Genomic DNA, 25,046 nt, shown 5'->3' with positions numbered 1-25,046 from the left:
CCGGCGGGGCTGATGATGCTCACGGCGGTCTGGCCGTCGTAGAGCTTTTTGCTGGCGCTCTGGCTGATCGCTTGCAGGCTGTTGAGGTTGATGTCCACCGACAGCGAGGCGATGACTTTGCCGTTGACCATCAGCGGGAACACGATGCTGGTCATCAGCACCTTTTGCCCGTCGATCACATAGAAATAGGGTTCGATCACGCATGGCTTGAGCGTGGTGCGCGGGCAGGTGAACCAGGCGTTGGCGGCCTGACCGCTGGGGCCGGTGCTGGTGTCGGCCATGTCGCTTTCCGGCAGCGCCATCGAGGTCACTTTGCCCGGCGTCGGCTGCGACCAGTACAGGGCGAAGCGGCCCTTGTCGTTGCTGCCCAGTTCAGCCTGACCGGCAAACAGTTCGTCCTTGCCGTCCAGCGCATTGGCTTCGAACACCAGCGACAGGCCGAGCAGATCCGGGTTGGCCTGCAGTGCCGATTTCACCTGACGGGTCATGTCCTCGCGCAGGTCGAAGGCATCGAGGAAGCGCTTCTCGGCCTGCTCACGCAGAAACAGCACCTGACGCGAGAAACCGTGGCCATATTGATAGGCGTCCATGAACTGTTGGCGAATACCCGCCGCCTGAACTTCGCCCTGGGATTCGATGCGAGCCTGGGCCGACTCGGTGAGCATTTCCATGCTCGAAGCTTTCACCAGTTCGGAACTGTGCTCCATGCGATACAGCGAAAGACCCACCAACAGGGTCACGATACCGGCCAGGCAGAGCCCGGCGAGCAGGGTGATTTTCCATTGGATGGAAAGTTGTCTGAGTGACATGGAAACGTCCTTATTCGATAAATATCTGAGACTTTGCACTGTAACGGCCGCGTTTCGGCTTTCTTTATGGCGTCAATGCAATAGGGCGAATTGACGCATGTTGTGGCGGATATGCCTTGTTCAGCGGATTGATCATGGAAAGTTACACAGTGTTGCGACCAGTCGCTTTGACACTGCGCCCGCGCTGCGGCACAGTGCGCGCCCTTCTAATAAGACCCTCTATGCAAATCCGCTGGCGACCTTCGTGGCTTGTCTGCCGGACTCATTCTGTCTGGCGGTGAATGGCTTTACCGTCGTGTTTTCGAGGTAGTGAAATGAATGCAGTGATTGCTGCGGTCGGCGTCATGCTGATCCTCAGCCTGTCCCGGGTGCATGTGGTGATCGCGTTGATCGTCGGTGCGCTGGTCGGTGGCCTGACCGGTGGTCTGGGCATCGACGCCACGCTCAAGGCTTTCAACAGTGGCCTGGGTGGCGGGGCGACGGTGGCGTTGTCCTACGCGTTGCTCGGCGCTTTCGCCGTGGCGATTGCCAAGTCCGGCCTGGCCCACGCGCTGGCCGACAAGGCCCTGGCGATGGTCGACCGCCAGCATGCGACCGGTGGCGGCAGCGTCAAATGGCTGCTGATCGGCCTGCTGTGGGTGGTGGCGATCGCGTCGCAGAACATCCTGCCGATTCACATCGCGTTCATTCCGCTGCTGGTGCCGCCGCTTCTCTATGTATTGACCAAGCTGCAACTGGACCGACGCCTGATCGCCTGCGTCATGACCTTCGGCCTGATCACGCCGTACATGTTCCTGCCGGTGGGCTTCGGCAACATTTTCCTCAACGAGATCCTGCTGGCCAACGTTGCCCGCAGTGGCGTGGACATCAGCGGTATCAACGTCACCCATGCCATGGGGATTCCGGCGCTGGGCATGCTGGTGGGGCTGGGCATCGCTTTTATCAGCTATCGCAAGAAGCGCGTCTACGACTTGGGCAAAATCGAGCAGGTCGAGCAGGTGGCGGTGCAGTACAACCCGCGAAGCCTGTTGATCGCCGGTGTCGCCATTGCCGCAGCCTTCATTATTCAGTTGCTGCTGGATTCGATGATTATCGGGGCGCTGACCGGTTTCCTGATCTTTTCAGCGTCGGGCATCGTCAAATGGCGCGAGACGGATGACCTGTTTACCGAAGGCATGAAGATGATGGCGATGATCGGCTTCATCATGATCGCCGCTTCCGGATTCGCCGAAGTGATGAAGGCCACCGGCGAGGTGCAGACTTTGGTCGAGTCTTCGGCGTCGTGGATCAATCACAGCAAGGGCATCGGTGCCTTGCTGATGCTGCTGGTCGGGCTGCTGGTGACCATGGGCATCGGCTCGTCGTTTTCCACGGTGCCGATTCTGGCGGCGATTTTCGTGCCGCTGTGCGTGCAACTGGGCTTCAGCCCGATTGCCATTGTCTGCATCGTCGGCACGGCCGGGGCCTTGGGCGATGCCGGTTCGCCCGCGTCCGACTCGACCCTTGGCCCGACCTCCGGTCTGAACATCGACGGCCAGCACCATCACATCTGGGACACCGTGGTCCCGACTTTCCTGCATTACAACCTGCCGCTGCTGGCGTTTGGCTGGGTGGCTGCGATGGTCCTCTAACACCCGTGATCGTTCCCACGCTCTGCGTCGAGCCGTCCGCGTGGGAGCGATCTCAAGCCGCAGCTCAACTTTTGGTTTCGCGTGCCGTTAAAGCCTTTAACCACGCCAATAAAACCAAAAGAGTGAGCCCCCATGCGCCTGAGTCTCAAGGCTAAAGTCCTGTCCCTTGCCGTCCTTCCGGTTTTGCTCTTTGCGCTGGTGATCAGCCTGACCACGCTGTTCATCCTCCAGGAACAGGCGCGCAATGAAGTCCAACAGACCCGCGAACGCCTGCTCGGTGACGCCAAAGCCACGCTGGCCAGTTACGTCGCCGTGGCCATGACCACCATCAAACCGCTGTACGACGCCGCCGCCCCCGGTGACGCCGAGGCGCGGGCGCAGGTGATCAAGCTGCTGTCGAGCATCAAGTACGGCAAGGACGGCTACTTCTTCGGCTACGACTCCGAGACCGTGCGCCTGTTCAAGGCCAACGACCCCGAAGGCGTGGGCAAAAGCTTCAAGGACAACCGCGACCCGAACGGCGTCTACGTCAACCGCGACCTGGTGAAAGTCGCGAAGGACGGCACTCACTACCTGCAATACAGCTCGCCGCTGCCGGGCAACGCGCAAGTGCTGGTGCCGAAACTCGGTTACACCGAATACCTGGCGAAGTGGGACATGGCGGTCGGTACGTCGGTCAACCTCGATGGCATCGAAGCGCAAGTGGCGGTGGTCGAGGCCAAGGTGCAGGAACGCATGCAGGGCGTGGTGCTGAGCATCGTCGGCGTGGCGGTGGTGGTGCTGCTGGTGATCGCGGCAGCGGGGATGCTGCTGGCCAACACCATCCTGCGACCGCTGACCCTGATGAAAGCCAACCTCGATGACATCGCGGCGGGCGAGGGCGACCTGACCCGGCGCCTGACCATCACCAGCCAGGACGAACTCGGCGAACTGGCCGGCTCATTCAACCGTTTCGTCGACAAGATCCACGGCCTGGTGCGGCAGATCACCGAGATGACGTCGCAACTGACCGGTTTGGTGACGCAGGTGTCGGATCAGGCCCAGCGCTCCGATCAGGCCATGGAGCGTCAGCGCCACGAAACCGATCAGGTCGCCACGGCGATCAACGAAATGTCCGCGGCCGCGCAAGAAGTCGCCAAGAGCGCACAGAACGCCGCCGTCGCCGCGCAGCAGACCGACGAAGAAGGCCAGACCGCCAAGCGTGTGGTGGCCGGCAGCATCAAGCAGATTCATGCGCTGGTGGACGACATCCGCAGCAGCGGCGTGTCCCTCGACAGCCTGCAGCAGGACGTGTCGTCGATTGTCGGTGTGCTCGGGGTCATCCGCTCGATCGCCGAACAGACCAACCTGCTGGCACTCAACGCCGCCATCGAAGCCGCCCGGGCCGGCGAGGCCGGGCGCGGGTTTGCGGTGGTAGCGGACGAGGTGCGGGCGCTGGCTTCGCGCACGCAGATCAGCACTCAGGAAATTCAGGGGATGATCGATCGCTTGCAGGCGGGTACGCAATCTGCGGTTGAGGCGATGCGCCGTTCCAGCGAGGCGGGTGACGGCACGTCGGCCCAGGCCAATCAGGCGGGGGCTTCGCTGGATGCGATGGCGGATCTGATTGCGACCATCAACTCGATGAACGCGCAGATCGCCAGTGCGGCGGAAGAGCAGACGGCGGTGGCCGAAGAGATCAACCGCAGCGTGCATCAGATTGCGGTGGCGGTGGATAACGTGGCGGATGAGACCCAGTTGGGGGCGCAGACTTCGCGTAGTCTGGCGGAGTTGGGGCAGCGGTTGGGCAAACTGGTCGGCCAGTTCCGTATCTGACCCCCAAAGGCCCCCTCACCCTAACCCTCTCCCGGAGGGAGAGGGGACTGACCGCAGTGTCTTGCGTCATACATCGACCTGAAAAATCGTGTCGATTATGGATTCACAGCCGATCGCTCATGTCGGCGTATCTCTCGAATATCCCCCGTTCGGTTCCCTCTCCCTCCGGGAGAGGGCTAGGGTGAGGGGGCTTTTGATCTTCAGGGACGATCCCAATAAGGAACCTCCCCAAAACACTCAATGAAGAAATCAATCACCGTCCGCACCTTCACCGACAACCGCCGGCTCCCCGGCCACAGCACCGCAATCTGCTGCGGCTCCACGCTGTTCGACACCTGATACTCCCCCAGCACCGGCACCAGCGTGCCCTCACGCACCGCCTCACCGATCAGCCATGACGGAAACATCACCAGCCCCAGCCCTTGCACAGCGGCTTGAGTCAACGTGTCCGCGTGGTTGCCGGTGATCGGGCCCTTGACTGCATACGCCGTCCACTCGCCCTGATCCTGACGGAAGAACCAGCGTTGCTGGCCGGTCGCACCCTTGTAGGCCAGACACTGGTGGCGGGCGAGATCGTCGGGATGCTGTGGCGTGCCATAGCGCTTGAGATACTCCGGGCTGGCCGCGACCTGAAAGCGGTGCGGCGCGAGGATCCGCGCCTGCATGCTCGAGTCGTGCAGCGGGCCGATGCGAAACAGCAGGTCGGCGCCTTCCTGCAGCGGATCGATGTAGTGGTCGGTCTGCTGGATATCCAGTTGCAGCTTCGGATAGCGCTCGCACAAACGGCCCAGCCATGGCGTCAGGTGGCGCTGGCCGAACACCACCGGGGCGTTTATCCGCACCAGACCGGTCGGTTCGCTTTGCTGTTCCTGCAACGCCTGTTCGGCTTCTTCCAGTTGCACCAGCACCAGCCGCGCGTGGTGGCCGAGCATGCGCCCGGCCTCGGTCGGTGTGACCGCGCGGGTGTGGCGGTAGAGCAATTGCTGATTCAGCGCTTGCTCCATCAACTGGATCTGCCGGGAAATCGAGGAGGGCGCCACGCCCTCGCGGCGGGCGACTTCGGAAAAACTGCCGTGGTCGAGCACCGCCACAAACAGCCTTAGCGCCTTGAATCCCAGTTCGTTGAGCCCGTGCATCGTTTGTCCTGCTGTGCGAGTTGCGCAAAAGTGTTGTCAGGATGCTCCCATTTATCGCACAGCTGCGCCAGCCGATAATCCGCGCCATCGTTTCCTTCAGAGGTTTTTTGGATGCAGTCGTTTGATGAAGTGAGTGCCGCGCCGGCCCCGGTCGCCCGGCCGGGTTTGCGTTTGTTGCTGTTGCCGCTGGTGATTCTGGCCGGCATGGGGTTGTCGGTGGAGGCCGGGTTGCTGGGGCCGTTGGGTGAGCAGGTCGGGCATTTGTGGGCGACCTTGAGCATTTTCGGGGTGGGCTCGGCGATTCTGTTTTTGCTGTTGCTGTTTGCGGGGCCACAGAAGGGGCCGGAGCTGACGGATCTGCCGCGCTGGCAGTTGATCGGCGGGTTTCTGGGGCCGATGTATGTGGTGGTGTTGACGCTGGCGACGCCGCATATCGGGATTGCGATGACTATGATTGCGATTCTGTCGGGGCAGGTTGGCAAGAGTGTGCTGATTGACCATTTCGGGTGGTTTGGGGCCACGCGCAAGAAGGTCAATGCTGAGCGGTGGCTGGCGTTGGGGTTGATTGTGGCGGCTTTGGTTTTGATTGCGCGGGGGTGAGTGATGAGTCTGGTTATTTTGTTGGCAGTGGTGGTTTTGGCCGGTGCGGTGTTGAGTGTTCAGGCGGCGATCAATGGGCGTCTTGGGGAAACCGTTGGTGTGTTGCGCAGTAGCCTCCTGACTTTCGTGGTTGGCGCGGTGAGTACAGGGCTGCTGATTCTGTTTTTCGAACCGGCCCATGCGGTCAGCCTGCTGGATGTGCCGAAGTGGCAGTTGAGTGGGGCGCTGTTTGGGGTTGTTTATATGATGGTGATGGTGGGGGCGGTGCCTCGGGTGGGGACGGCTGTGGCGACGGTGGCGGTGATTGTCGGGCAGTTGGGAATGGGGATGTTGATTGATAATTTTGGCTGGTTGGGGAATCCCGCTATTGAGTTGTCTTCGAGTCGGGTTTTGGCGATGGTTTGTTTGGGGCTGGCGTTGGTGTTCATGTATCGCAGTAGCGTGCGTCAGGCCGTTTGAACTTGGCGGCCTTTGGGCCGACCAGGCTTTTGTTCGTTTTGCGTGTATATCCGTTTCTTCGGGGGTTGCGGCTGGCGGTTTCGCCCTTACGGCGAGTCACCTTTTCCAAACGCCGAAAAGGTAACCCAAAAGGCTTTACCCTGACGTACGGCCCTCGCTGTGGCTCGGGTTCCTTCGCTCCGGGATTGATCCGGGGGCATCGCCTACGGCTTGCTTCGCTGCACCTCCTCTCGATGCATGCGGCTGCGCCGCACGGTCGCTGCGCTCCCACCCCCGGATCAATCCCTCCACTCAGCCTGCCGACGGGCCTTGCGATCAAAAGCTTTACTCGAGCTAACGCTCATCGTGGTGGGTGGTGTGGGTTGGGAGGTTAGGTGGTTTTCACGTTCTACACTGGTAGCACGGCTGTTCTTTCGGCCTCAGACAACCACCACCAGAGGAGTCTGTTTCATGGCAGATAGAAAATGCGATTGTCCGGGATGTCGTTGCACGATCAAGGAGGGTGAGCATTCTTATGTGGCGCACGGTAAGCATTATTGCTGTGAGGCCTGTGCGCATCATCACAAGAGTGGTGAGGAGTGTTCGGGCAAGGGGTGTCAGTGTGCGCATCCCGAGTAATCTCGGGTATTGAAAAGGTGGAGCCTAATCAGGCTCCACTTCCAGTTTCAGGCTGTCGTCGTCCAGGCGTTCGGTGTGGCGGACGTTGCCATGCAGGCGGCGGCCTTCGACGTTGACGACGATGGTCTTGGCCTTTTCAAGGTCTTCCGGCAAGGGGGCCGGTACGCGCAGGGCGAAGCGGTAGGGGTCGTTTTCGACCGGTTCCAGGCCAACCGGGCAGTCAACGCTTTTGGTGATGCGGCCGAACAGGGTGTCCAGGCCGTAGTCCAGGTGCGCCGGGCTGTTGATGGTTGTCATGTGTGTTCCCCCGAAAGTGTCCCCACCGCGCGCAAGCTTAGCTTGCCGGTCGCCATGTGACGTTTTCCACGCCGAATTTTTCGGCCATCGGCTTGCTGGTCTTTTGCACTTTCTCCCGGCCGAAACGCGGGATGCGGCCGACCCCGGCGTCGCAGCTTGCCCAGTGCCACGCCTCGGTGTTGTCCATTTTGTCCGAGCGGATAATGAACGACTTTGGCGCGCCGTGAAGGGTGTAATCGATGACGTACAGTTTTGCGTTGTTCATAAAGCCCATCTTCCTCCCTGTGGTAATAGAAGGATCGCTGGGCTGCGGGAAAATTCACTCGGATTGTCAGACGGTATCTATCAATGGCGAGGTTCCGGTCGGACTGGTTACCATGGCGCTTTCGCCCACCCCGATGAATGTTCGCCATGGCCCTCGCTGCGCCCCCTGATCTGACTGATACCGATGTGCCCGTGCAGCCGCTGGCGCGCACCTATCCGCGTGGGTTGTTTATCGAGCCGCACGAGCATGTGTGGGGGCAGTTGCTGTATGCGATGAGCGGGGTGATGTGGGTCGAGACGCCGCACGAGGCGCTGGTGGTGCCGCCGCAGCGGGCGGTGTGGTTGCCGCCGGGGGTTCCGCACGGGATTCGGGTGGTGTCGGATTTGCAGATGCGCAATATCTACCTGCGCCCGGCGCTGGCGGCGACGCTGGATGAGACGGTGCAGGTGATCGAGGTCGGCGGGCTGCTGCGCGAGTTGATTGTCGGTCTGGTGGCGCAGGGCGACAGCGGTGATGCCGAGTATTACGAGGCGCTGGTCGGGCTGGCGCTGCTGGAGCTGAAACGTGCAAGGCGTTCACAGCTGAAGATCCCGTTGCCGGATGATGCCGACCGGCGGTTGATGAGTCTGTGTCAGGCGGTGATGGCCGCGCCTTCGCTGGACGTTCCCTTTGAGCAGCACGCCGAAAACGCCGGGGCCAGCGTGCGCACCCTGGCGCGGTTGTTCAAGGAGGGGCTGGGCATGGGCTTCGCCGAGTGGCGGCGTCAGGTGCAACTGGCGACGGCGGTGGCGGAGTTGATCCAGGGCGTGCCGGTCAGCGCGATTGCCCGTGAGCTGGGTTATTCGCCGAGCAGTTTCAGCGACATGTTCCGCCGCGAGCTGGGTGTCGCCCCTTCGCAATTCGATGGCGGGCCGCTTGCCGGTTGATTTGGCAGAAATTCAGAAGTCCTTGGCCGATGCCGGTCGCCGCCTTTCCCTAGACTTTGCCCATTCCCTTTGTGTGGCGGAGTGATCCCATGAATTACCTGATTTCACTGGGCGTCGGTCTGGGTGTCGGCCTGCTGTATGGCGCGCTGGATGTCCGTTCTCCGGCGCCGCCGACCATCGCGCTGGTGGGCCTGCTGGGCATGCTGGCGGGCGAGCAGTTGTGGCCGATGGGCCGGCAACTGGTCAGTGGCTGGCTGTCCTGAATCCTGTCTTTTTCCTTTGGTGGAGATTTCCATGAAAGCACTGCAATTCGATAAAACCGGCGACCTGTCGTCCCTGCGCTTCGTCGAGGTGCCGACGCCGGTGCCGGGCGCTGACGAGGTGCTGGTGCAGATCAAGGCTGCAGGCCTCAATCCCAGCGACGTGAAGAACGTACTCGGGCGTTTTCCGTACACCACGCTGCCGCGTATTCCCGGTCGTGACTTTGCCGGTGTGGTGGTCGAAGGGCCGCAGGCGTTGATCGGTCAGGAAGTCTGGGGCACCGGGCGTGAGCTGGGTTTTTTCGCCGATGGCTCCCACGCGCAGTTCGTCAAACTGCCGGCCAAGGGCGTGGCGCATAAACCTTCGCATTTGAGTTTCACTCAGGCCGCCAGCCTCGGGGTGCCTTACACCACGGCGTGGGATGCGCTGGAGCGCAGCCTGGTGAGTGCCGAAACCCGTCTGCTGGTCATCGGCGGCGGGGCGGTGGCGACGGCGGCGCTGGCGCTGGCCAAAGTGCGCGGCGCGCAGTTGCTGGCGGCGGCGCGGCGGCCGGAGCAGGTCAAGGATCTGCAGGCGCAGGGTTATCAGACGATTCAGCTGGACAAGCCCGAGGAGCTGGGGGCGCAGGTCGATGCGGTGTATCGCGGCGGTGCCGATGTGATCTTCGACACCACCGGTTTCTGGCTGCCGGCCTCGGTCGCGGCATTGGCGACCTTCGGACGGATCGCGATCATCGCTGCACCGGTGGACGGGCATGTGCAACTGCCGGCGCTGGCCCTGTATCGCAAGGGCGGTTCGGTGGTCGGCATCAACTCGTTGCTGTATGGCGTTGAAGCCTGCGCGGCGATGCTGGATCAGTTTGGCCGGTTCTTCGACGAAGACCTGCTGCCACTGCCGCAAGGGTTGGTGGAAGCGCCGCTGGCCGAAGGGCTGGCGCGGTATGCCGATGTGAATCAGGGCAGTGGCGACAAAGTGATTCTTGTCCCCTGACAGTCTCTGTTTTTCATGACATCACAAAACGGTGGGAGCGAATTCGCTCCCACGGTTTTTTGGGTCTCAGGATTGCGGGACGCCGTTCTCCCACGCCGACCAGTTCTTCAGGATGTCCTGCACCAACGGATTGCCCGCGCGGTAGAGGTTTTCCAGTGCCGGCACAAATCCGCCCTGATCGGCATACTTGAGCAGGTTGTTCACTTCGCTGCCGCCGGGCGCCGGACGGTCGAAGTCGGAGCCGGCGCGCACCACGGCCAGGCGCTGCACGTCCACCAGGCCCTCGCGGCTGGCGCGCAGCAAGGCTTCGTAGGTGGAGTTGTCTTCCTGTTGGGTGGTGCAGTATTCACCCTGGTTGTCGGTCAGCAGTTTGGTCCAGACCTCGGCGCGTTCGCTCAGACGCGTGCCGGAGAACCAGGTATTGCCCGCCAGCGTGTCGCAACGGGTGACCACCGGCGGCTGATTGGCCGGCGCTGCCGGGTATTTCAGGCGCCACACCGCCGATTCCTTGCTCTCGCTCAGTTCGACCTTGTGGCTCAGGGCGTAGGCCTTGGCCTGCAGTTTCGGGTTGAGTTCGAAGACTTCGGTCTTGTAGTCCAGCGGTGGTTTTTCGTTCGGGCCCTTGGTGTTGATGCCCAGGTATCCGGTCGGCCAACTCGATGGCGCGTCGCGGGAATCCAGTTCCCACTGGGTGCCGAACTCGACCAGGTAATGCGCCCAGGCGGCAGTGCCGATGGTCCCGTGTTTCGGGCTGATACCGGCAATCCCGGCGATCAGGAAGTAGCTTTTGCGCAGGTCGAATTTCGGTGACAGCGCCAGTGCCAGGGTCGAGGCGGCGGCGTTGGTCTGGCCCATGCCGGTGGTCAGCAGGCACACTTGCTGCGTGTTGCAGCGGATGGTCGGGTATTCGGCCGACAGGCCCGGCACGCGGATTTCCTGTGTGAGCTCGAGGCGATCGATCCAGTGCTGTGCCTCCGGGGCGAACATGGTGATCAGCACCACTTTCGGCTGAATCGGCGCCTCGGCCGCCCATGCGCTGGAAGAGAACAGGGCGGCAGCGGCCAGTGATACACGCGTCATTGCTTTCATGATTGCTCCTGGATTCAGAACTGATAACCGATGCCGGCGTAGTAACCCCAGCCATTTGAGCGCGCCCGGAAGTTGCCGTCGCCGAAGTTCAGCTCGCTGCCATCCTCCCAGTTGCCGCCGTTGTGGAAATATCGGCCGACCAGGGTGAAACGCAGGTGTGTGAACGAGTACAGCAAGACGTTGGTCGCCACCGTGGCATTGGCAGTGCGCGCCGGGTTGTCCTTGTGCAGGTCCGAGCCGAAATCGAAGTTGGTGAAGCCGATGTAGGTCAGCGAGGCGCCATTGCTGAATTTGTCGATCGGCACGATGTACTTGAGCTGCGCGCGGTAGCCGTCCCACGAATACTCGTTGCTGGCCCCGTAGTTTTCCCACTGGTAGCGTCCGTACAGGTTGGCCGACAGATTGACCCTTGAATGGGTGTCGATGTCGGTGCCGAAACCGCTGTACAGCGTGTTGGCGCGGTTCTCTTTGCGGCTGCCGTGATCGTAGATCCAGTCGAACGCCACGTACCATTCCTTGAACGGCCCGATGGCCAGGCTGCGGCCGGCGAGGTAGTCGATGGAGATGCGCGGTTCGTGCTCCATGAACACCGGCGAGCCATGGTCCCACACGCCTTTGTCGTGGCTGTTGCCGATGTTGAAGATCTTCGGAATGTCGATGTAGCCGTACAGCTCGAACGGACCCTTGCGCCCGAAGTACTCGTATTCGAGGTAGATGTCGTCGGCCGGTTGCGGACCGAAACTGATGTCCTTGCTGCCGATCAGCATCAGATCCTGGTTGTACCAGTCCGACAGGTACGCGCCTTTTTTCGGCGGGCTGGCTTCGGGGCTGAGGGCTTCACCCTGGGCGGATTCCTCGGGCAGGGCAGGTTGCGCCAATGCGGTGTGACTGAGAACTCCAGTAACGCCGGCCAGTAGCAGGGAAACAGCAAAGGTGCGTGCACCGCGACGGCGGTGGCAGGAAGAAACGTACATTCAAAGTCCTTTTTGCAGATCAAGGCCCGAAATGATGGGCCCTGTACGGTTTTGTAACGAAAACGCAGTCAATAGCGACTAGCAAACGTTTGCACAAGCCGTACCAGTTTCTCAAGTCGCTGAAAAAACGATCGATTCGCGGGTTTACCTGGCGACTCGGTCAGCTCCTGAAAAGGGCCTGCGAAAACCCTCATCACCTTGCTCAGAACGGCCGGAAGTATCGACGCAGGGCCTTATCGCACAAAAGTATTAACACTATTTAACCGGTGCCCCATCGAAGGGCATCAACTAGCGTGTGTCTGGAAAGCGACGGTTTATCTGATGACCGTCATACGCTTGATGCGTGCTGGGTCTTGCTGCATTTGCACGCCTTCAAGGACGAAATTGGCCACGCAAGGAGTAGCCCGTGGAAGCAAGGTTTGGTGTTGCCCTCGTCTCGCGTTTTTCCCCTCTGTCCCTTGCTGTGCATCTGAGCGTCGCCGGGCTGCTGTTCGGTGGTGTCAGCGAGCAGGCGTTCGCCACCTGTTCGGCGGCGGGTTCCACGATTACCTGTTCGGGCGTCCCGACCCTGCCGCTGTTTCTCAATGATTACAGCAGCGCCACCAGCGGCCTGACGGTCAACGTCACCAACGGCGCGCAGATGAACGCGACGCTGGGCGGCAAGGTGATCAACCTGACCGGGGCCAACATCAACCTCAACAACTCCGGCACCCTCGACCCGGCCTTGCTCGGCCTGGTGTCGATCCTCAGTGGCGGTGCGTTCATCGGCACCGGTGCAACCAGTACGGTGAGCATCGTCAACAACACCACCGGGCTCATTCGCGGCACCGGCATGTTGCTCGGCCTTAACCTGACCAGCATCGACGGTCTGGGGATTGGTGTGAACAACTCGGTGTCGGGCACCACGACCATCACCAACGACGGCACGATTACCTCCACCGGGCTGTCGGTCGGCGGCATCACCCTGGCCGATACCCCGGTGGTCGGGGTGTATGGCGGTTCGCAAGTCAACATGACCAACAGTGCCAGCGGCACGATCAACGGCCGGATTGCTTTCGAGACGTCGGCAGCAGGCAACACCTTCACCAACGCCGGTAACATCACCGGCGGTGTGTCGATGGGGGCGGGCAGCACCAACACCTTCTACGCGATCACCGGTTCCAGCGTTAACGTCGGTGACGGCGTGCAAGTGTCCGTCGGCCTCGGTGGCCTGATCGGCATCAACCTGACTTTCGCCCCGACCGGCACCATCGATGGCGGCGCGGGGGGCACCAACACGCTGATCCTGCAAAACCCGATCGGCGTCGGTGGTGGCGTCACCGGGACCGGCACTGCGTCCAGCGCGACCTACGTCAACTTCAACAACCTGACCCTCAACAGCGGCACCTGGACCTTGCAGGGGCCGTTGGTCAGCGGGGCGACCACACTCAATGGCGGTGTCGCGCAGTTCAACGACAACGCCGCGTTCGGCAGCGGTGTGCTGACGTCCAACGGCGGGATTCTTCAGGCCAGCAATGCCGGTTTGTCGCTGGCCAACCAGATCAGTCTGGGCGCCGGTGGCCTGACCCTGCAGGGCATCAACGGCACCACCCTGAACGGCGTGATTTCCGGTACTGGCGGCTTGACCAAGATCGGCAGCGGTCAGCTCAACCTCAACGGCATCAACACTTACACCGGCAACACCGTGCTCAACGGCGGCACAGTGCTAGTGGGTAATAACTCGGCATTCAGCACTGGCGGCATTACGGTCGGCGGCGCTTCGAGCATCTCGGCAACGACGCCGATTTCGCTGGCCAACGCGATCACGCTCAACAGCACCCTGACCGCAACCGGCACTGGAGCGCTGACCCTGGGCGGGGTGATCAGCGGCGCCAGCAATCTGACCAAAACCGGCAGCGGCAGCCTGACCCTCAACGGCATCAACACCTACACCGGGATCACCAGCCTCAGCGCCGGGACTTTGCGCGTCGGCAACAACAACGCATTGGGCACCGGGGTCCTCAACACCAGCAACGGCACCAGTCTCGACAGCACCGGCAACGTGACCTTGGCCAACAACGTCGGCATCACCGGTACGTTGAATGTGCTCGGCAGCAATGCCCTGACCCTGGCCGGCATCGTGTCCGGCACCGGCTCGATCACCAAGAGCGGCAGCGCCAGTCTGACCCTGACCGGCAACAACACCAACAGCGGCAGCACCGCTCTCAACGGCGGCAGCTTGCTCGTCGGCAGCAACACCGCCCTCGGCACGGGCGCGTTGAACGCGGCGGCCGGCACCACGCTGGATGCGACCACCGCCGTGACCCTGGCCAACGCGGTGGCGCTGGCGGCGGATCTGACCATCGGCGGTACTCAGGCACTGGGCTTGAGCGGGGTCATCAGCGGCGCCGGCAATCTGATCAAGGGCGGCACCGCGAATCTGACCCTCAGCGGCAACAACACCTTCTCCGGCGGTACAGCGCTGAACAACGGGACGCTGATCATCGGTTCCAACACCGCGCTCGGCACCGGCGCACTGACCACGGCGGCGGGCACCACCCTCGACGCCAGTACCAGCGTGGCGTTGAGCAACGCGGTCGCCCTCGGCGGCAACCTGAATATCGCCGGCAATGCCAATCTGACCCTCGATGGCGTCGTCAGCGGCAGCGGCGGGCTGACCAAGAACGGCGCGGCGAACCTGATTCTCAACGGCACCAACACGTTTCTCGGTGCTATTGCATTGAACGCGGGCACCATCACAGCGGGTGCCAACGCTGCGCTGGGCAGTGGCAATATCACTGTCGGCGGCGCGGCGACCCTCGACAGCAATACCGCGGTGACGCTGAACAACAACGTCATTCTCAACAGCAATCTGGGGATCGGCGGCAGCAATGCACTGACCCTTGGCGGGGTGATCAGCGGCGCCAGTCAATTGATCAAGAACGGCACGGCCAACCTGACCCTCAACGGCGCCAACACCTTCACCGGCGGCACCGCACTCAACGCCGGAAGCTTGACCGTCGGCAACGGCGCGGCGCTCGGCACCGGCACGCTGACCGTGGGCGGGTCGGGCGGCACGCTCAACAGCAGCGCCAACGTGACGCTGAACAACGCCATTGCGCTGAACGCCAACCTCACTACCGGCGGCGCCAACCCGCTGACCCTCGGCGGTGTGATCAGCGGCGCCAGCAACCTGATCAAGACCGGTGCTTCAACCCTGACCCTGACCGGCAACAACACCTACACCGGTGCTACGTCGCTGAACGCCGGGACTCTGCTCGTCGGCTCCAACACCGCCCTCGGCACTGGCGTACTCAACGCCGCCAATGGCACCACGCTGGATGCCAGCACCGCGACGAGTCTGGCGAATAACGTAAACCTCGGCGGTAACGTGACCCTCGGCGGTAGCAACGCGCTGACCCTCGCGGGCGTGGTCTCGGGTGTCGGTGGTCTGACCAAAAGCGGCCCCGCCGATCTGATCCTCAACGGCGCCAATACCTATTTCGGCAACACCGCACTCAACGTCGGCAAGCTGATTGTCGGCAGCAATACCGCAATCGGCAGCGGCGCATTGAACGCGGCGGCCGGCACCACGCTGGATACCAATACCGCCGTCACTCTGGGCAATCAGATCAACCTCGCAGGCGCGCTCAATGTCGGCGGCAGCGCGGACCTGACCCTCACCGGCACCGTCGCCGGTGCCGGCAGCCTGGTGAAAGACGGTGCGGCCAATCTGAACCTCAATGGCACCAACACCTACGTCGGCGGCACCACCCTGAACGCCGGTACCCTGACCGTTGGCAACAGTTCGGCGCTCGGCACCGGCGCCTTGACCGTCGGCGGGGCAGCAACCCTCGACAGCAGTTCGCCGCTGGTCAGCCTGGCCAACGCGGTCGTGCTCAATGCGGCGCTGAGCGTCGGCGGCTCGCAGAACCTGACCCTCGGCGGCGTGCTCAGTGGCACCGGCCAACTGGTCAAGAACGGCAGCGCCAACCTGACCGTCAATGGCACCAACACCTTCAGCGGCGGCACCACCCTCAACGCCGGCACCCTGACCCTCGGCGCGCCCGGCGCATTGGGCAGCGGCACGCTCACCGTCGGTGGCGCCGCGACGCTGGACAACAGCACCGCTTTCACCCTCGGCAACAACATCACCCTCGATGCCGGGCTGACCCTGGCCGGCAACAACGGCCTGACCCTCAGCGGCGTGATCGACGGCGCCGGCAGCCTGACCAAGACCGGCCTGGACGACCTGACCCTCAGCGGCAACAACACCTTCACCGGTGCGCTGAACATTGCCGCGGGCAGCGTCACCACCGTGAGCAGCGGGGCGCTGGGCAATACCTCCGGCGCCGACATCAGCGCCGGTGCCAGTCTCAATCTGGGCAGCAACGCCAGCCTCAATGGCCTGAGCGGTAGCGGCAGCGTGCAGATCGGCGGCGGCAACACATTGACCGTGGGCGGAGTCAGCAGCACCAGCACCTTCGACGGCGACCTCAGCGGCAACGGCGGCCTGACCAAGGTCGGCACCGGCACCCTGAACCTGACCGGGATCAACGGCATCATCGGCAACACCGCGGTCAACGGCGGCACCTTGAATCTCAGCGGTTCGCTGGCGAGTGCCCAGGTCAACGTCAATACCGGCGCGACCGTGACCGGCAGCGGTTCGATTCTCGGAGCCCTCAACGTCAACGACGGCGGCCACCTGGCGTTGTCGTCGGGCACCACCCTGTCTGCAGCGTCACTGGTTCTGGCCGCCAACAGCAATATCGATGCGAACCTCGCGACGCCATCGACCACGTCGCTGATGGACATCGGCGGCAACCTGACCCTCGACGGTAACCTCAACGTCACCGATGCCGGCGGTTTCGGCGTCGGTGTCTACCGCTTGTTCAACTACATCGGCGCGCTGACCGACAACGGCCTGACCGTGGCCGGAGTGCCGGTGGGTTATGGCCTCGGCGACATCCTCGTGCAGACCCTTGGCACTCAGATCAACCTGGTGGTGTCGGCGCCGAACACCAACCTGCGTTTCTGGGACGGCAGCCAGACGATCGCCAACGGCACCGTGGATGGCGGCACCGGCACATGGACTGCAGGCGGCACCAACTGGACCAATTCCAGCGGCACGGTGAACCAGACCTGGGCCGGCGACTTCGCGGTATTCCAGGGCACGGCCGGCACGGTAGCGGTCAACGGCACGCAACTGTTCACTGGCATGCAGTTCCTCACCGATGGCTACAACGTGGTCAACGGCACTTCGGGACTGCTGACCGCCGTCAACGGCACCGGCGGCACCACGGCGATGCGCGTTGACCCGGGCGTGACCGCCACGGTCGGCGTGAACATCGACGGCAGCGGCATCCTCAACAAACTCGACGCGGGCACCCTGGTGCTCAACGGTGCCAACAGCTACAGCGGCGGCACGCAACTGGACGGCGGCACCCTGGTGGTCGGCAGCAACACCGCCTTGGGCACTGGCGCGCTGATCGCCAATGCCGGCACGCAACTGGACAGCAACACCGCCGTGACCCTGGCCAACGCGGCCACGCTGAACGGCAACCTGACGATACTCGGCAGCAATGCGCTGACCCTCAACGGTGTCATTTCCGGCACCGGCGGCTTGATCAAGAACGGTTCGGCCAGCCTGACCCTTGGCGGCAACAACGCCTTCCTCGGGCCGGTGGCATTGAACGCGGGCGGTCTGATTCTGGCGTCGAACAGCGCACTGGGTTCGGCCACCCTGAACGCGGCCAACGGCACCACTCTGGATGTCAGCGGCGCTTTCACGGCGGGTAATGCGATCAACCTGGCGGGCAACCTCGGCATCGTCGGCAGCAACGATCTGACCCTCAGCGGCGCGATCAACGGCGCCGGCAGCCTGACCAAGAACGGCGCGGCCAACCTGATCCTGAGCGGGGCCAACAACTTCCTCGGCGGCATCACCCTCAACGCCGGCACCCTGACCGCCGGCAGCAACGGCGCTCTCGGTCTGGGCAACCTGACCGTGGCCGGCGCCTCAGCGCTGGACAGCAACACTTCGGTGTCGCTGGGCAACAACGTGGTGCTCAACGCCAACCTGACCAACACCGGCAACAGCGATGTGGCACTCAGCGGCGTGGTCAGCGGCACCGGCGGTCTGATCAAGAACGGCGCCTCCAACCTGACCCTCAACGGCATCAACACCTACAGCGGCGGTACCACGCTGAACGCCGGCACCGTGACCCTCGGCACCTCGGCGGGTCTGGGCTCCGGCGCGGTAACCGTGGCGGGCGCTTCTACCCTCGATACCACTGCGCCGCTGGTGCTGGCCAACGACGTCAACGTCAATGCCAACCTGAGCGTGGCCGGTAACAACAACCTGACGCTCGGCGGCGTGATCGCCGGGGCCGGCACCCTGACCAAGAACGGTCTGGCCGACCTGACGCTGTCCGGCAACAATACCTTCAGCGGCACCTTCGACGTGCAATCCGGCAGCCTGACCACCCTGGGCAACTCGGCACTGGGCAGCAATGCCGGAATCAATCTCGGCGCTGCGGCGACCCTCAACCTCGGCGGTTCCGGCAGCCTCGCCAGCCTGACCGGCAGCGGCACTGCACTGATCGGCGGCGGCAACACGCTGAGCATCGGCGGCAACAACGCCAGCAGCATTTTCGGCGGTGTGCTCACCGGCACCGGCGAGTTGAGCAAACTCGGCACCGGTACGCTGACTCTGACCGGCCTCAACAGCCTGACCGGCAACACCACGGTCAACGCCGGCACCTTGAACGTCAGCGGCTCGCTGGACAGCGCCAGTGTGCTGGTCAACAGCGGCGGCACCCTGACCGGCGGCGGCTCGCTCGGCGGGGCCGTGACCGTGGCGGACGGCGGTCATCTGACCGGCGCCACCGGTAGCACGCTTTCGGTGAATTCGCTGGTGTTCAACGGCAACTCCAACTTCGATGTCGGCCTCGGTACACCGGTCTCCGGTGGCGGCAACGCACTGGTCAACGTCGGCGGCAACCTGACCCTCGACGGCACCCTCAACGTCAGCGACATCGGCGGTTTCGGCAGCGGCGTGTACCGGTTGATCAACTACACCGGTGGCCTGACCGACAACGGCATGCTGATCGGCACCGTGCCGGGCAGCGTCAACCCGGGCGACCTGACCCTGCAAACCGCGCTGGCCAACCAGATCAACCTGCTGGTCACCGCACCGGGCGTCACCGTGCAGTTCTGGGACGGCAACCAGCTCGTCGCCAACGGTTCGGTGGATGGCGGCAGCGGCACCTGGGGCACCGGCACCACCAACTGGACCGACGTCAACGGCACCACCAATCAGGCCTGGACCAACAACTTCGCGGTATTCCAGGGCACGGCGGGTACCGTGACCGTGAACGGCGCGCAAACCATCACCGGCATGCAGTTCGTCACCGATGGCTACAGCCTGCAGAACGGCACGGCCGGTTCGTTGAATCTGGTCAACGGTTCGTTGGGCAACGCGACCGTACGGGTCGATCCGAACGTCACCGCCACTGTGGGCGTGGCGCTCAATGGAGCCGGCACGCTGGGCAAATACGACACCGGCACCGTGGTGCTGAACGCCGCCAACGGCTACACCGGCGGCACCGCGCTCAATGGCGGCAAAATCGTGGTCGGCAACAACGCGGCCCTCGGCACCGGCGTATTGACCGCCGCCAACGGCACGGCGCTGGACAGCAACGCAGCGGTCAGTCTGGCCAACGCCGTGGTGCTCAACGGCGGACTCACCGTCGCCGGCGCCAACGCATTGACCCTCGACGGTGTGGTCAGCGGCAGCGGCAGTCTGATCAAGACCGGCGCATCGAGCCTGACTCTCAACGGCAGCAACACTTACAGCGGCGGTACTCAACTGTCCGGCGGTTCGCTGATCCTCGGCAACAACAGCGCGATCAGCAGCGGCGCCCTCAGCGTGCTGGGTAACGGCACCCTGGATAGCACCAGCGCGCTGCAACTGGCCAACGCCATCAACCTGGGTGCGCAACTGACCCTGGCCGGCAACCAGAACGCCACCCTGATTGGTGCAATCACCGGCAGCGGCAGTCTGGTGAAAAACGGCGGTGGCGACCTCGTGCTCAGCGGCGCCAACACCTACAGCGGCGGTACGACGCTGAGCGGCGGCAGCACCCGTGGCGACACCAGCAGCCTGCAAGGCGCCATCGTCAACAACGCGACGCTGACCTTCGAGCAGAACAGCGACGGCAGCTATACCGGCAATCTGACCGGCGCCGGCAACTTGAACAAAACCGGCATCGGTGCCTTGCTGCTGACCGGCAACAACACCTTCACCGGCAACACTGCGGTGCAGGCCGGTGCGCTGAACGTCAACGGTGTGCTCAACAGTGCCAACGTCAACGTCGCCAGTGGGGCGAAAATCGGCGGCAGCGGCGTGTTCGCCGGCGCCGTGCAACTGGCCAACGGTGCGACGCTGACTGGTGGCGGCAGTGCAACGCCGTTGTCGGTCGGTTCGCTGGCGTTGTCTTCGGGCACCAACCTGGACTTCACTCTCGGCTCGGCCGCCAGCTCTACAACGGTGGTCAACGTCGCCGGCAACCTGACCCTCGACGGCACACTGAACATCAGCAACGCCGGCGGCTTCGGCACCGGGGTCTATCAACTGTTCACCTACGGTGGCAGCCTGACCGACAACGGTCTGGTCTACGGCAGCCTGCCGGTGTCGGCGGCCAACCTGACCCTGCAGACCGCGCTGGCCAATCAGGTCAACCTGCTGGTGCAGAACGCGCCGAATGAAGTGCAGTTCTGGAACGGCGGCAAGACCAATCCGGACGGCAGCATCGGTGGTGGCAGCGGCGTGTGGGGGCCGGGCACCAACTGGACCGATCCGACCGGGACTCAGGCGCAGGCCTCCAGCGGTCAGTTCGCAGTGTTCGGAGGACAGGCTGGCACGGTCACCGTACAAGGCAACCAGAACTTCACCGGGTTGCAGTTCCTCACCAACGGTTACAGCCTGATTCCGGGCGCCGGCGGCACGCTGACGCCGGTCAACGGGCCTGGCGGCAGTCTTGCTCCGGTGCGGGTCAATGCCGGGGCGAGCGCGGAAATTTCCGTACCGCTGATTGGCAGCGGCGGGATCGAGAAGCTCGATTCCGGCACCCTGATCCTCAGTGGCGCCAATACTTACAGCGGGGGAACCACGGTCAGCGGCGGTACGTTGATCGGCAACACCACCAGCCTGCAGGGCAACATCCTCAACAACGCATCGCTGGTGTTCCAGCAAAACGCCAATGGCCAGTTCAACGGGACACTCAGCGGCCTAGGGGCATTGGCCAAACGTGGCAGCGGGACGTTGTTGTTGACCGGTAATCATCCGTTCAGCGGCACGGTGTCAGTGGATCAGGGCGTGCTGCAGGTCGGCAGTCCTGCGGCGAGGGCTTCCCTGGGCGGGCAGGTTACGGTGGCCAATGGCGCGGGCTTGAGCGGTAATGGCAGCGTCGGTTCAGTGGTCAACCACGGGGTGGTTTCTTCCGGTGCCGAGGCCGGTACGCTGAGCGTAACCGGTAACCTGACCAACGCCGCCGACGGTCTGCTGGCCCTGACCGTCAGTTCGCCAACGGCGACGCCGCTGGCCGTCGGTGGCACGGCGACTCTTGGTGGTGGCCTGCTGGTCAACAGCCTTGCGCCGTTTACCGGTAACGCCGTGTATTCGTTGATTACCGCTGGCGGCGGGGTAACTGGCACCTTCAGCGCCGCTGATCTGCCGCAATACGCGTTCCTGAATACGACGCTGGCCTACGATGCCAACGCGGTGAATCTGGTCGTCAGCCGCAACGGCAATTCGTTCGTCGACGTCGCCGCCACTGGCAACCAGGGCAACACCGCTTCGGCGTTGATGCGCAATGGCGCAGCCGGTGCGGTGTTGCAAAATGAAATCGTCAACCTCAGCGTGGCCGATGCACGGAACGCCTTCGACAGCCTGTCGGGGGAAATCCATGCCAGCACCGCCAGCGCGATCCTAGAGGATTCGCGGTACGTGCGGGACGCGGTCAACGACCGCATGCGCCAGCCGTCGTGCAGCGCACCGGACGATCCACGCCGCGCCCTGGCCCCGAGCGACAACCAGCTGACCAGTAACGGTTGCCACGGCGAAATGGTCGGCTGGGCCCGCGCACTCGGCGCCTGGGGCGAGTCGGACGGCGACAGCAACAGCGCGAAACTGGATCGCAACCTGAGTGGCTTCATGCTCGGCACCGACAAGCAGCTCGACGACCAATGGCGCGTCGGCATGGCCGCCGGCTACACCCGCAGCGATCTGGATGCCCATGATCGTCGTTCGAATGCCACGGTCGAGAGCTACCACCTGGCGGCGTACCTCAACTCGCAATTCGATGCGTTGGCAGTGCGCCTCGGTGCGGCGTACAGCTGGCACGACATCGAGACCAAACGCGACGTCAGCGTCGGCGCCTACAACGACCGATTGAAGGCCAATTACGACGCCCGCAGCGCCCAGGTGTTCGGTGAAGTCGGCTATGCCATCGAAGCGGCCGGGATCGCTCTGGAACCGTTCGCCGATTTGGCGTACGTCAACTACGACAGCGACAAGGCCAAGGAGAAAGGTGGGGTGGGGCGCCTGCGCGCCGAGTCCGATCAGGACATCACCTTCTCGACCCTGGGCGTGCGCGCCGGCAAGGTCATCACCCTGGCCAACGGCGGGCAATTCACCCCGCGCGCAGCCCTCGGCTGGCGGCATGCCTTCGGTGACACCAAACCCGACGCCGACCTGACCTTCATCGACGGCGGCGCCTCGTTCAACACCCAGGGCGTACCGATTGCCAAGGACAGCGCGGTGGTCGAAGCAGGCGTGGACTTCCAGATCAGCCCGACCGGCAAACTCGGTATCGGTTACTCGGGGCAGCTGTCGAACGAGAGCAACGATCATGCGATGACCATCAGCTTCAGCCTCGGGTTCTGATTCAGGAGCGAAGCACTTCAGCCGCCCGCAAGGGCGGCTTTTTTTTGCCTGCCGACCCCTCTGCTAAAATCCCTTCCACTGCCTCCCGGAGACTGCCCCATGACCGAGCCCATCCGTCTGACCCAATACAGCCACGGCGCCGGCTGTGGCTGCAAGATTTCGCCCAAGGTGCTGGAGGTGATTCTGGCCGGCAGCGGGGCGCAGAATCTTGATCCGAAACTGTGGGTCGGCAACGCGTCGCGCGATGACGCGGCGGTGTATGAAATCGATGCCGAGCGCGGGGTGGTCTCGACCACGGATTTTTTCATGCCGATCGTTGATGACCCGTTCGACTTCGGCCGGATTGCCGCCACCAATGCCATCAGCGACATCTACGCCATGGGCGGCGATCCGTTGATGGCGATTGCGATCCTCGGCTGGCCGGTCAATGTGCTGGCGCCGGAAGTGGCGCGGGACGTGATACGGGGGGGGCGAGCGGTGTGCGATGCGGCGGGGATTCCACTGGCCGGCGGGCATTCGATCGATGCACCGGAGCCGATCTTCGGTCTGGCTGTCACCGGGCTTGTGGAAAAGCGCTTCATGAAACGCAACGACACGGCCACCGCCGGTTGCCTGCTGTACCTGACCAAACCATTGGGCATCGGCATCCTCACCACCGCCGAAAAGAAGGGCAAGCTGCGCCCCGACGACATCGGCGTGGCCCGGGACTGGATGTGTACGCTGAACAAGCCCGGCAGCCGTTTCGGCAAACTGGCCGGGGTCACCGCCATGACCGACGTCACCGGTTTCGGCCTGCTCGGGCATCTGGTAGAAATGGCCGACGGCAGTCACCTGACGGCGCGGGTTTTCTATGACCGGGTGCCGCGTCTTTCGAGCATCGAGTATTACCTCGAACAGGGCTGCGTGCCCGGTGGCACCTTGCGCAATTTCGACAGCTATTCGAGCCGCGTCGGGCGGGTCCAGGAATTGCACAAGCGAGTGTTGTGCGACCCGCAGACCAGCGGCGGTCTGCTGGTGGCCGTGACGCCTGAAGGCAATGCCGAATTCCTCGCCGTCGCTGCCGAACTCGGCCTCGCGCTTGAGCCGATCGGTGAGTTGATCGGGCGACAGAGCCACGCGGTCGAGGTGAATTGATGTCCATCGACGTCACCGACTACCGCGACATCTTCCTCAACGACCGGCCGCTGATGGACGCCCGTGCGCCGGTCGAGTTTCACAAGGGCGCGTTTCCAGGGGCGGTCAATCTGCCGCTGATGAATGACATCGAGCGCCAGCGGGTCGGCACTTGCTACAAGCATCACGGTCAGCAGGCAGCCATTGAGCTGGGTCATCAACTGGTGTCCGGCCCGGTGAAGGAAGAGCGTATCCAGGCCTGGGCGGAGTTTGCCCGGACGCATCCCGAGGGTTATCTGTATTGCTTTCGTGGCGGCCTGCGTTCGCAAATCGTGCAGCAGTGGCTGAAGTCGGAAGCCGGCGTCGATTACCCGCGTATCGGCGGTGGCTACAAGGCACTGCGGGGTTTTCTGATCGACACTCTTGAATCAGCCTTGACCGACTGTGATTTCGTGCTGCTGGGCGGCATGACCGGCACCGGCAAGACCGAAGTGCTGGCGCAACTGCGCAACAGCGTGGATCTGGAAGGCCATGCCAATCACCGGGGCTCAAGTTTCGGCAAGCGCGCCACCGGTCAGCCGTCGAACATCGATTTCGAGAATCGGCTGGCCATCGACTTGCTGAAAAAACGCGCTGCCGGCATCGATCAATTTGTGCTGGAGGATGAGAGCCGGGTGGTCGGCAGCTGCGCGTTGCCCTTGCCGTTGTATCAGGGCATGCAGCAGTACCCGATGGTCTGGCTCGAAGATCGTTTCGAGCAGCGCGTCGAGCGGATCCTGCGCGATTACGTGGTGGATTTGTCTGCCGAGTTTCAGGCTGTGCATGGGGAGGAAGGCTTCGGGCGGTTTTGCGAGCGTTTGCTGGAGAGCCTCGACAACGTGCACAAGCGCCTGGGCGGCGAGCGGCATCGACGGATGCGGGTGTTGATGGAGGAGGCGCTGGCGGAGCAGGGCCGCAGCGGGGCGGTGGAGTTGCATCGCGCGTGGATCGAGGGCTTGCTGCGCGAGTATTACGACCCCATGTATGTGTTTCAGCGCGAGAAGAAGGGCGGGCGGATCGAGTTTGCCGGGGAGCGGCAGGCCGTTATCGAGTACCTGCGTCAACGGGGCAAATCCCAGGCCTGACGGGGCCCGAAC

General features: G+C 63.2%; 16 protein-coding genes. 11 read left to right on the top strand and 5 right to left on the bottom strand.

Annotated features, from left to right (window positions below):
- Positions 1–1,123 precede the first annotated feature (1,123 nt).
- Positions 1,124–2,440 carry a Na+/H+ antiporter family protein gene (locus tag QRN46_RS06945; RefSeq protein WP_011335102.1) on the top strand — a complete coding sequence of 439 codons (1,317 nt, stop codon included), beginning with the start codon at positions 1,124–1,126 and terminating at the stop codon, positions 2,438–2,440.
- Positions 2,441–2,572: 132 nt separating this feature from the next.
- A complete protein-coding gene (gene ctpM / locus QRN46_RS06940; protein WP_064380901.1) occupies positions 2,573–4,255 on the top strand; it encodes a methyl-accepting chemotaxis protein CtpM in 1,683 nt (560 codons plus the stop codon).
- A 200-nt stretch (positions 4,256–4,455) separates the two neighbouring features.
- Here ctpM and QRN46_RS06935 read toward each other — a convergent pair whose 3' ends face one another.
- Entirely contained in the window at positions 4,456–5,391 is a 936-nt protein-coding gene (locus QRN46_RS06935) for a LysR family transcriptional regulator (protein ID WP_285354434.1), read from the bottom strand.
- A gap of 111 nt (positions 5,392–5,502) precedes the next feature.
- On the opposite strand from QRN46_RS06935, the gene QRN46_RS06930 reads away from it, so the two are divergent.
- The 3 genes from QRN46_RS06930 (at position 5,503) to QRN46_RS06920 (ending at position 7,068) form a co-directional block, all read left to right on the top strand.
- Positions 5,503–5,991, top strand: coding sequence for a DMT family transporter (locus QRN46_RS06930; protein ID WP_221614342.1), 489 nt, complete (start codon positions 5,503–5,505; stop codon positions 5,989–5,991).
- A gap of 3 nt (positions 5,992–5,994) precedes the next feature.
- Positions 5,995–6,450: a DMT family transporter gene (locus QRN46_RS06925; RefSeq protein ID WP_011335098.1), complete on the top strand. Its 456-nt coding sequence runs from the start codon at positions 5,995–5,997 to the stop codon at positions 6,448–6,450.
- 450 nt (positions 6,451–6,900) lie between these two features.
- Positions 6,901–7,068: a metallothionein gene (locus QRN46_RS06920; protein ID WP_011335097.1), complete on the top strand. Its 168-nt coding sequence runs from the start codon at positions 6,901–6,903 to the stop codon at positions 7,066–7,068.
- A gap of 24 nt (positions 7,069–7,092) precedes the next feature.
- Here the strand turns inward: QRN46_RS06920 and QRN46_RS06915 are convergent, their stop codons facing one another.
- Entirely contained in the window at positions 7,093–7,365 is a 273-nt protein-coding gene (locus QRN46_RS06915; RefSeq protein ID WP_011335096.1) for a hypothetical protein, read from the bottom strand.
- A 37-nt stretch (positions 7,366–7,402) separates the two neighbouring features.
- Positions 7,403–7,630, bottom strand: coding sequence for a DUF6555 family protein (locus tag QRN46_RS06910; protein ID WP_011335095.1), 228 nt, complete (start codon positions 7,628–7,630; stop codon positions 7,403–7,405).
- A gap of 137 nt (positions 7,631–7,767) precedes the next feature.
- On the opposite strand from QRN46_RS06910, the gene QRN46_RS06905 reads away from it, so the two are divergent.
- From QRN46_RS06905 to QRN46_RS06895, 3 genes are all read left to right on the top strand, one after another.
- Positions 7,768–8,556, top strand: coding sequence for an AraC family transcriptional regulator (locus tag QRN46_RS06905; RefSeq protein WP_011335094.1), 789 nt, complete (start codon positions 7,768–7,770; stop codon positions 8,554–8,556).
- Between the two features lie 89 nt (positions 8,557–8,645).
- A complete protein-coding gene (locus tag QRN46_RS06900) occupies positions 8,646–8,819 on the top strand; it encodes a DUF1427 family protein (RefSeq protein WP_007958996.1) in 174 nt (57 codons plus the stop codon).
- A 31-nt stretch (positions 8,820–8,850) separates the two neighbouring features.
- Positions 8,851–9,807, top strand: a complete 957-nt coding sequence (locus tag QRN46_RS06895) for a quinone oxidoreductase family protein (protein ID WP_285354433.1) — start codon at positions 8,851–8,853, stop codon at positions 9,805–9,807.
- Between the two features lie 66 nt (positions 9,808–9,873).
- On the opposite strand, the gene QRN46_RS06890 is transcribed toward QRN46_RS06895, so the two are convergent.
- Both QRN46_RS06890 and QRN46_RS06885 read right to left on the bottom strand, forming a co-directional pair.
- Positions 9,874–10,896, bottom strand: a complete 1,023-nt coding sequence (locus QRN46_RS06890) for a purine-nucleoside phosphorylase (protein WP_285354432.1) — start codon at positions 10,894–10,896, stop codon at positions 9,874–9,876.
- A 14-nt stretch (positions 10,897–10,910) separates the two neighbouring features.
- Positions 10,911–11,870 (bottom strand): nucleoside-specific channel-forming protein Tsx, encoded by a 960-nt coding sequence (locus QRN46_RS06885; protein ID WP_285354431.1) that lies wholly within the window; start codon positions 11,868–11,870, stop codon positions 10,911–10,913.
- Positions 11,871–12,276: 406 nt separating this feature from the next.
- Between QRN46_RS06885 and QRN46_RS06880 the strand changes: the two genes are divergently transcribed.
- The 3 genes from QRN46_RS06880 to mnmH all read left to right on the top strand — a co-directional run bounded on the left by QRN46_RS06880 (position 12,277) and on the right by mnmH (position 25,034).
- The gene (locus tag QRN46_RS06880; protein ID WP_285354430.1) at positions 12,277–22,797 is read left to right on the top strand and encodes an autotransporter-associated beta strand repeat-containing protein; all 10,521 of its coding nucleotides are present in this window, start codon (positions 12,277–12,279) and stop codon (positions 22,795–22,797) included.
- A gap of 99 nt (positions 22,798–22,896) precedes the next feature.
- Positions 22,897–23,931 carry a selenide, water dikinase SelD gene (gene selD, locus QRN46_RS06875; RefSeq protein ID WP_011335088.1) on the top strand — a complete coding sequence of 345 codons (1,035 nt, stop codon included), beginning with the start codon at positions 22,897–22,899 and terminating at the stop codon, positions 23,929–23,931.
- On the top strand, positions 23,931–25,034 hold the full coding sequence (mnmH, locus tag QRN46_RS06870) for a tRNA 2-selenouridine(34) synthase MnmH (protein WP_011335087.1): 1,104 nt from the start codon (positions 23,931–23,933) through the stop codon (positions 25,032–25,034). The genes selD and mnmH overlap by 1 nt, the downstream gene beginning before the upstream one ends.
- The last annotated feature ends 12 nt before the right edge of the window (positions 25,035–25,046 follow it).

It is taken from the genome of Pseudomonas sp. lyk4-R2A-10, from assembly GCF_030209075.1.
Taxonomy (GTDB): Bacteria; Pseudomonadota; Gammaproteobacteria; order Pseudomonadales; family Pseudomonadaceae; genus Aquipseudomonas; species Aquipseudomonas glycinae.
Note: the sequence above shows the minus strand (reverse complement) of the source record. Positions and strands in the feature narration are given on the sequence as shown.

Bases quoted from the DNA above. Each gene is read 5' to 3' on its own strand.
- QRN46_RS06945 (WP_011335102.1), top strand. From the start codon at position 1,124: ATGAATGCAGTGATTGCTGCGGTCGGCGTCATGCTGATCCTCAGCCTG.
- ctpM (WP_064380901.1), top strand. From the start codon at position 2,573: ATGCGCCTGAGTCTCAAGGCTAAAGTCCTGTCCCTTGCCGTCCTTCCG.
- QRN46_RS06935 (WP_285354434.1), bottom strand. From the start codon at position 5,391: ATGCACGGGCTCAACGAACTGGGATTCAAGGCGCTAAGGCTGTTTGTG.
- QRN46_RS06930 (WP_221614342.1), top strand. From the start codon at position 5,503: ATGCAGTCGTTTGATGAAGTGAGTGCCGCGCCGGCCCCGGTCGCCCGG.
- QRN46_RS06925 (WP_011335098.1), top strand. From the start codon at position 5,995: ATGAGTCTGGTTATTTTGTTGGCAGTGGTGGTTTTGGCCGGTGCGGTG.
- QRN46_RS06920 (WP_011335097.1), top strand. From the start codon at position 6,901: ATGGCAGATAGAAAATGCGATTGTCCGGGATGTCGTTGCACGATCAAG.
- QRN46_RS06915 (WP_011335096.1), bottom strand. From the start codon at position 7,365: ATGACAACCATCAACAGCCCGGCGCACCTGGACTACGGCCTGGACACC.
- QRN46_RS06910 (WP_011335095.1), bottom strand. From the start codon at position 7,630: ATGAACAACGCAAAACTGTACGTCATCGATTACACCCTTCACGGCGCG.
- QRN46_RS06905 (WP_011335094.1), top strand. From the start codon at position 7,768: ATGTTCGCCATGGCCCTCGCTGCGCCCCCTGATCTGACTGATACCGAT.
- QRN46_RS06900 (WP_007958996.1), top strand. From the start codon at position 8,646: ATGAATTACCTGATTTCACTGGGCGTCGGTCTGGGTGTCGGCCTGCTG.
- QRN46_RS06895 (WP_285354433.1), top strand. From the start codon at position 8,851: ATGAAAGCACTGCAATTCGATAAAACCGGCGACCTGTCGTCCCTGCGC.
- QRN46_RS06890 (WP_285354432.1), bottom strand. From the start codon at position 10,896: ATGAAAGCAATGACGCGTGTATCACTGGCCGCTGCCGCCCTGTTCTCT.
- QRN46_RS06885 (WP_285354431.1), bottom strand. From the start codon at position 11,870: ATGTACGTTTCTTCCTGCCACCGCCGTCGCGGTGCACGCACCTTTGCT.
- selD (WP_011335088.1), top strand. From the start codon at position 22,897: ATGACCGAGCCCATCCGTCTGACCCAATACAGCCACGGCGCCGGCTGT.
- mnmH (WP_011335087.1), top strand. From the start codon at position 23,931: ATGTCCATCGACGTCACCGACTACCGCGACATCTTCCTCAACGACCGG.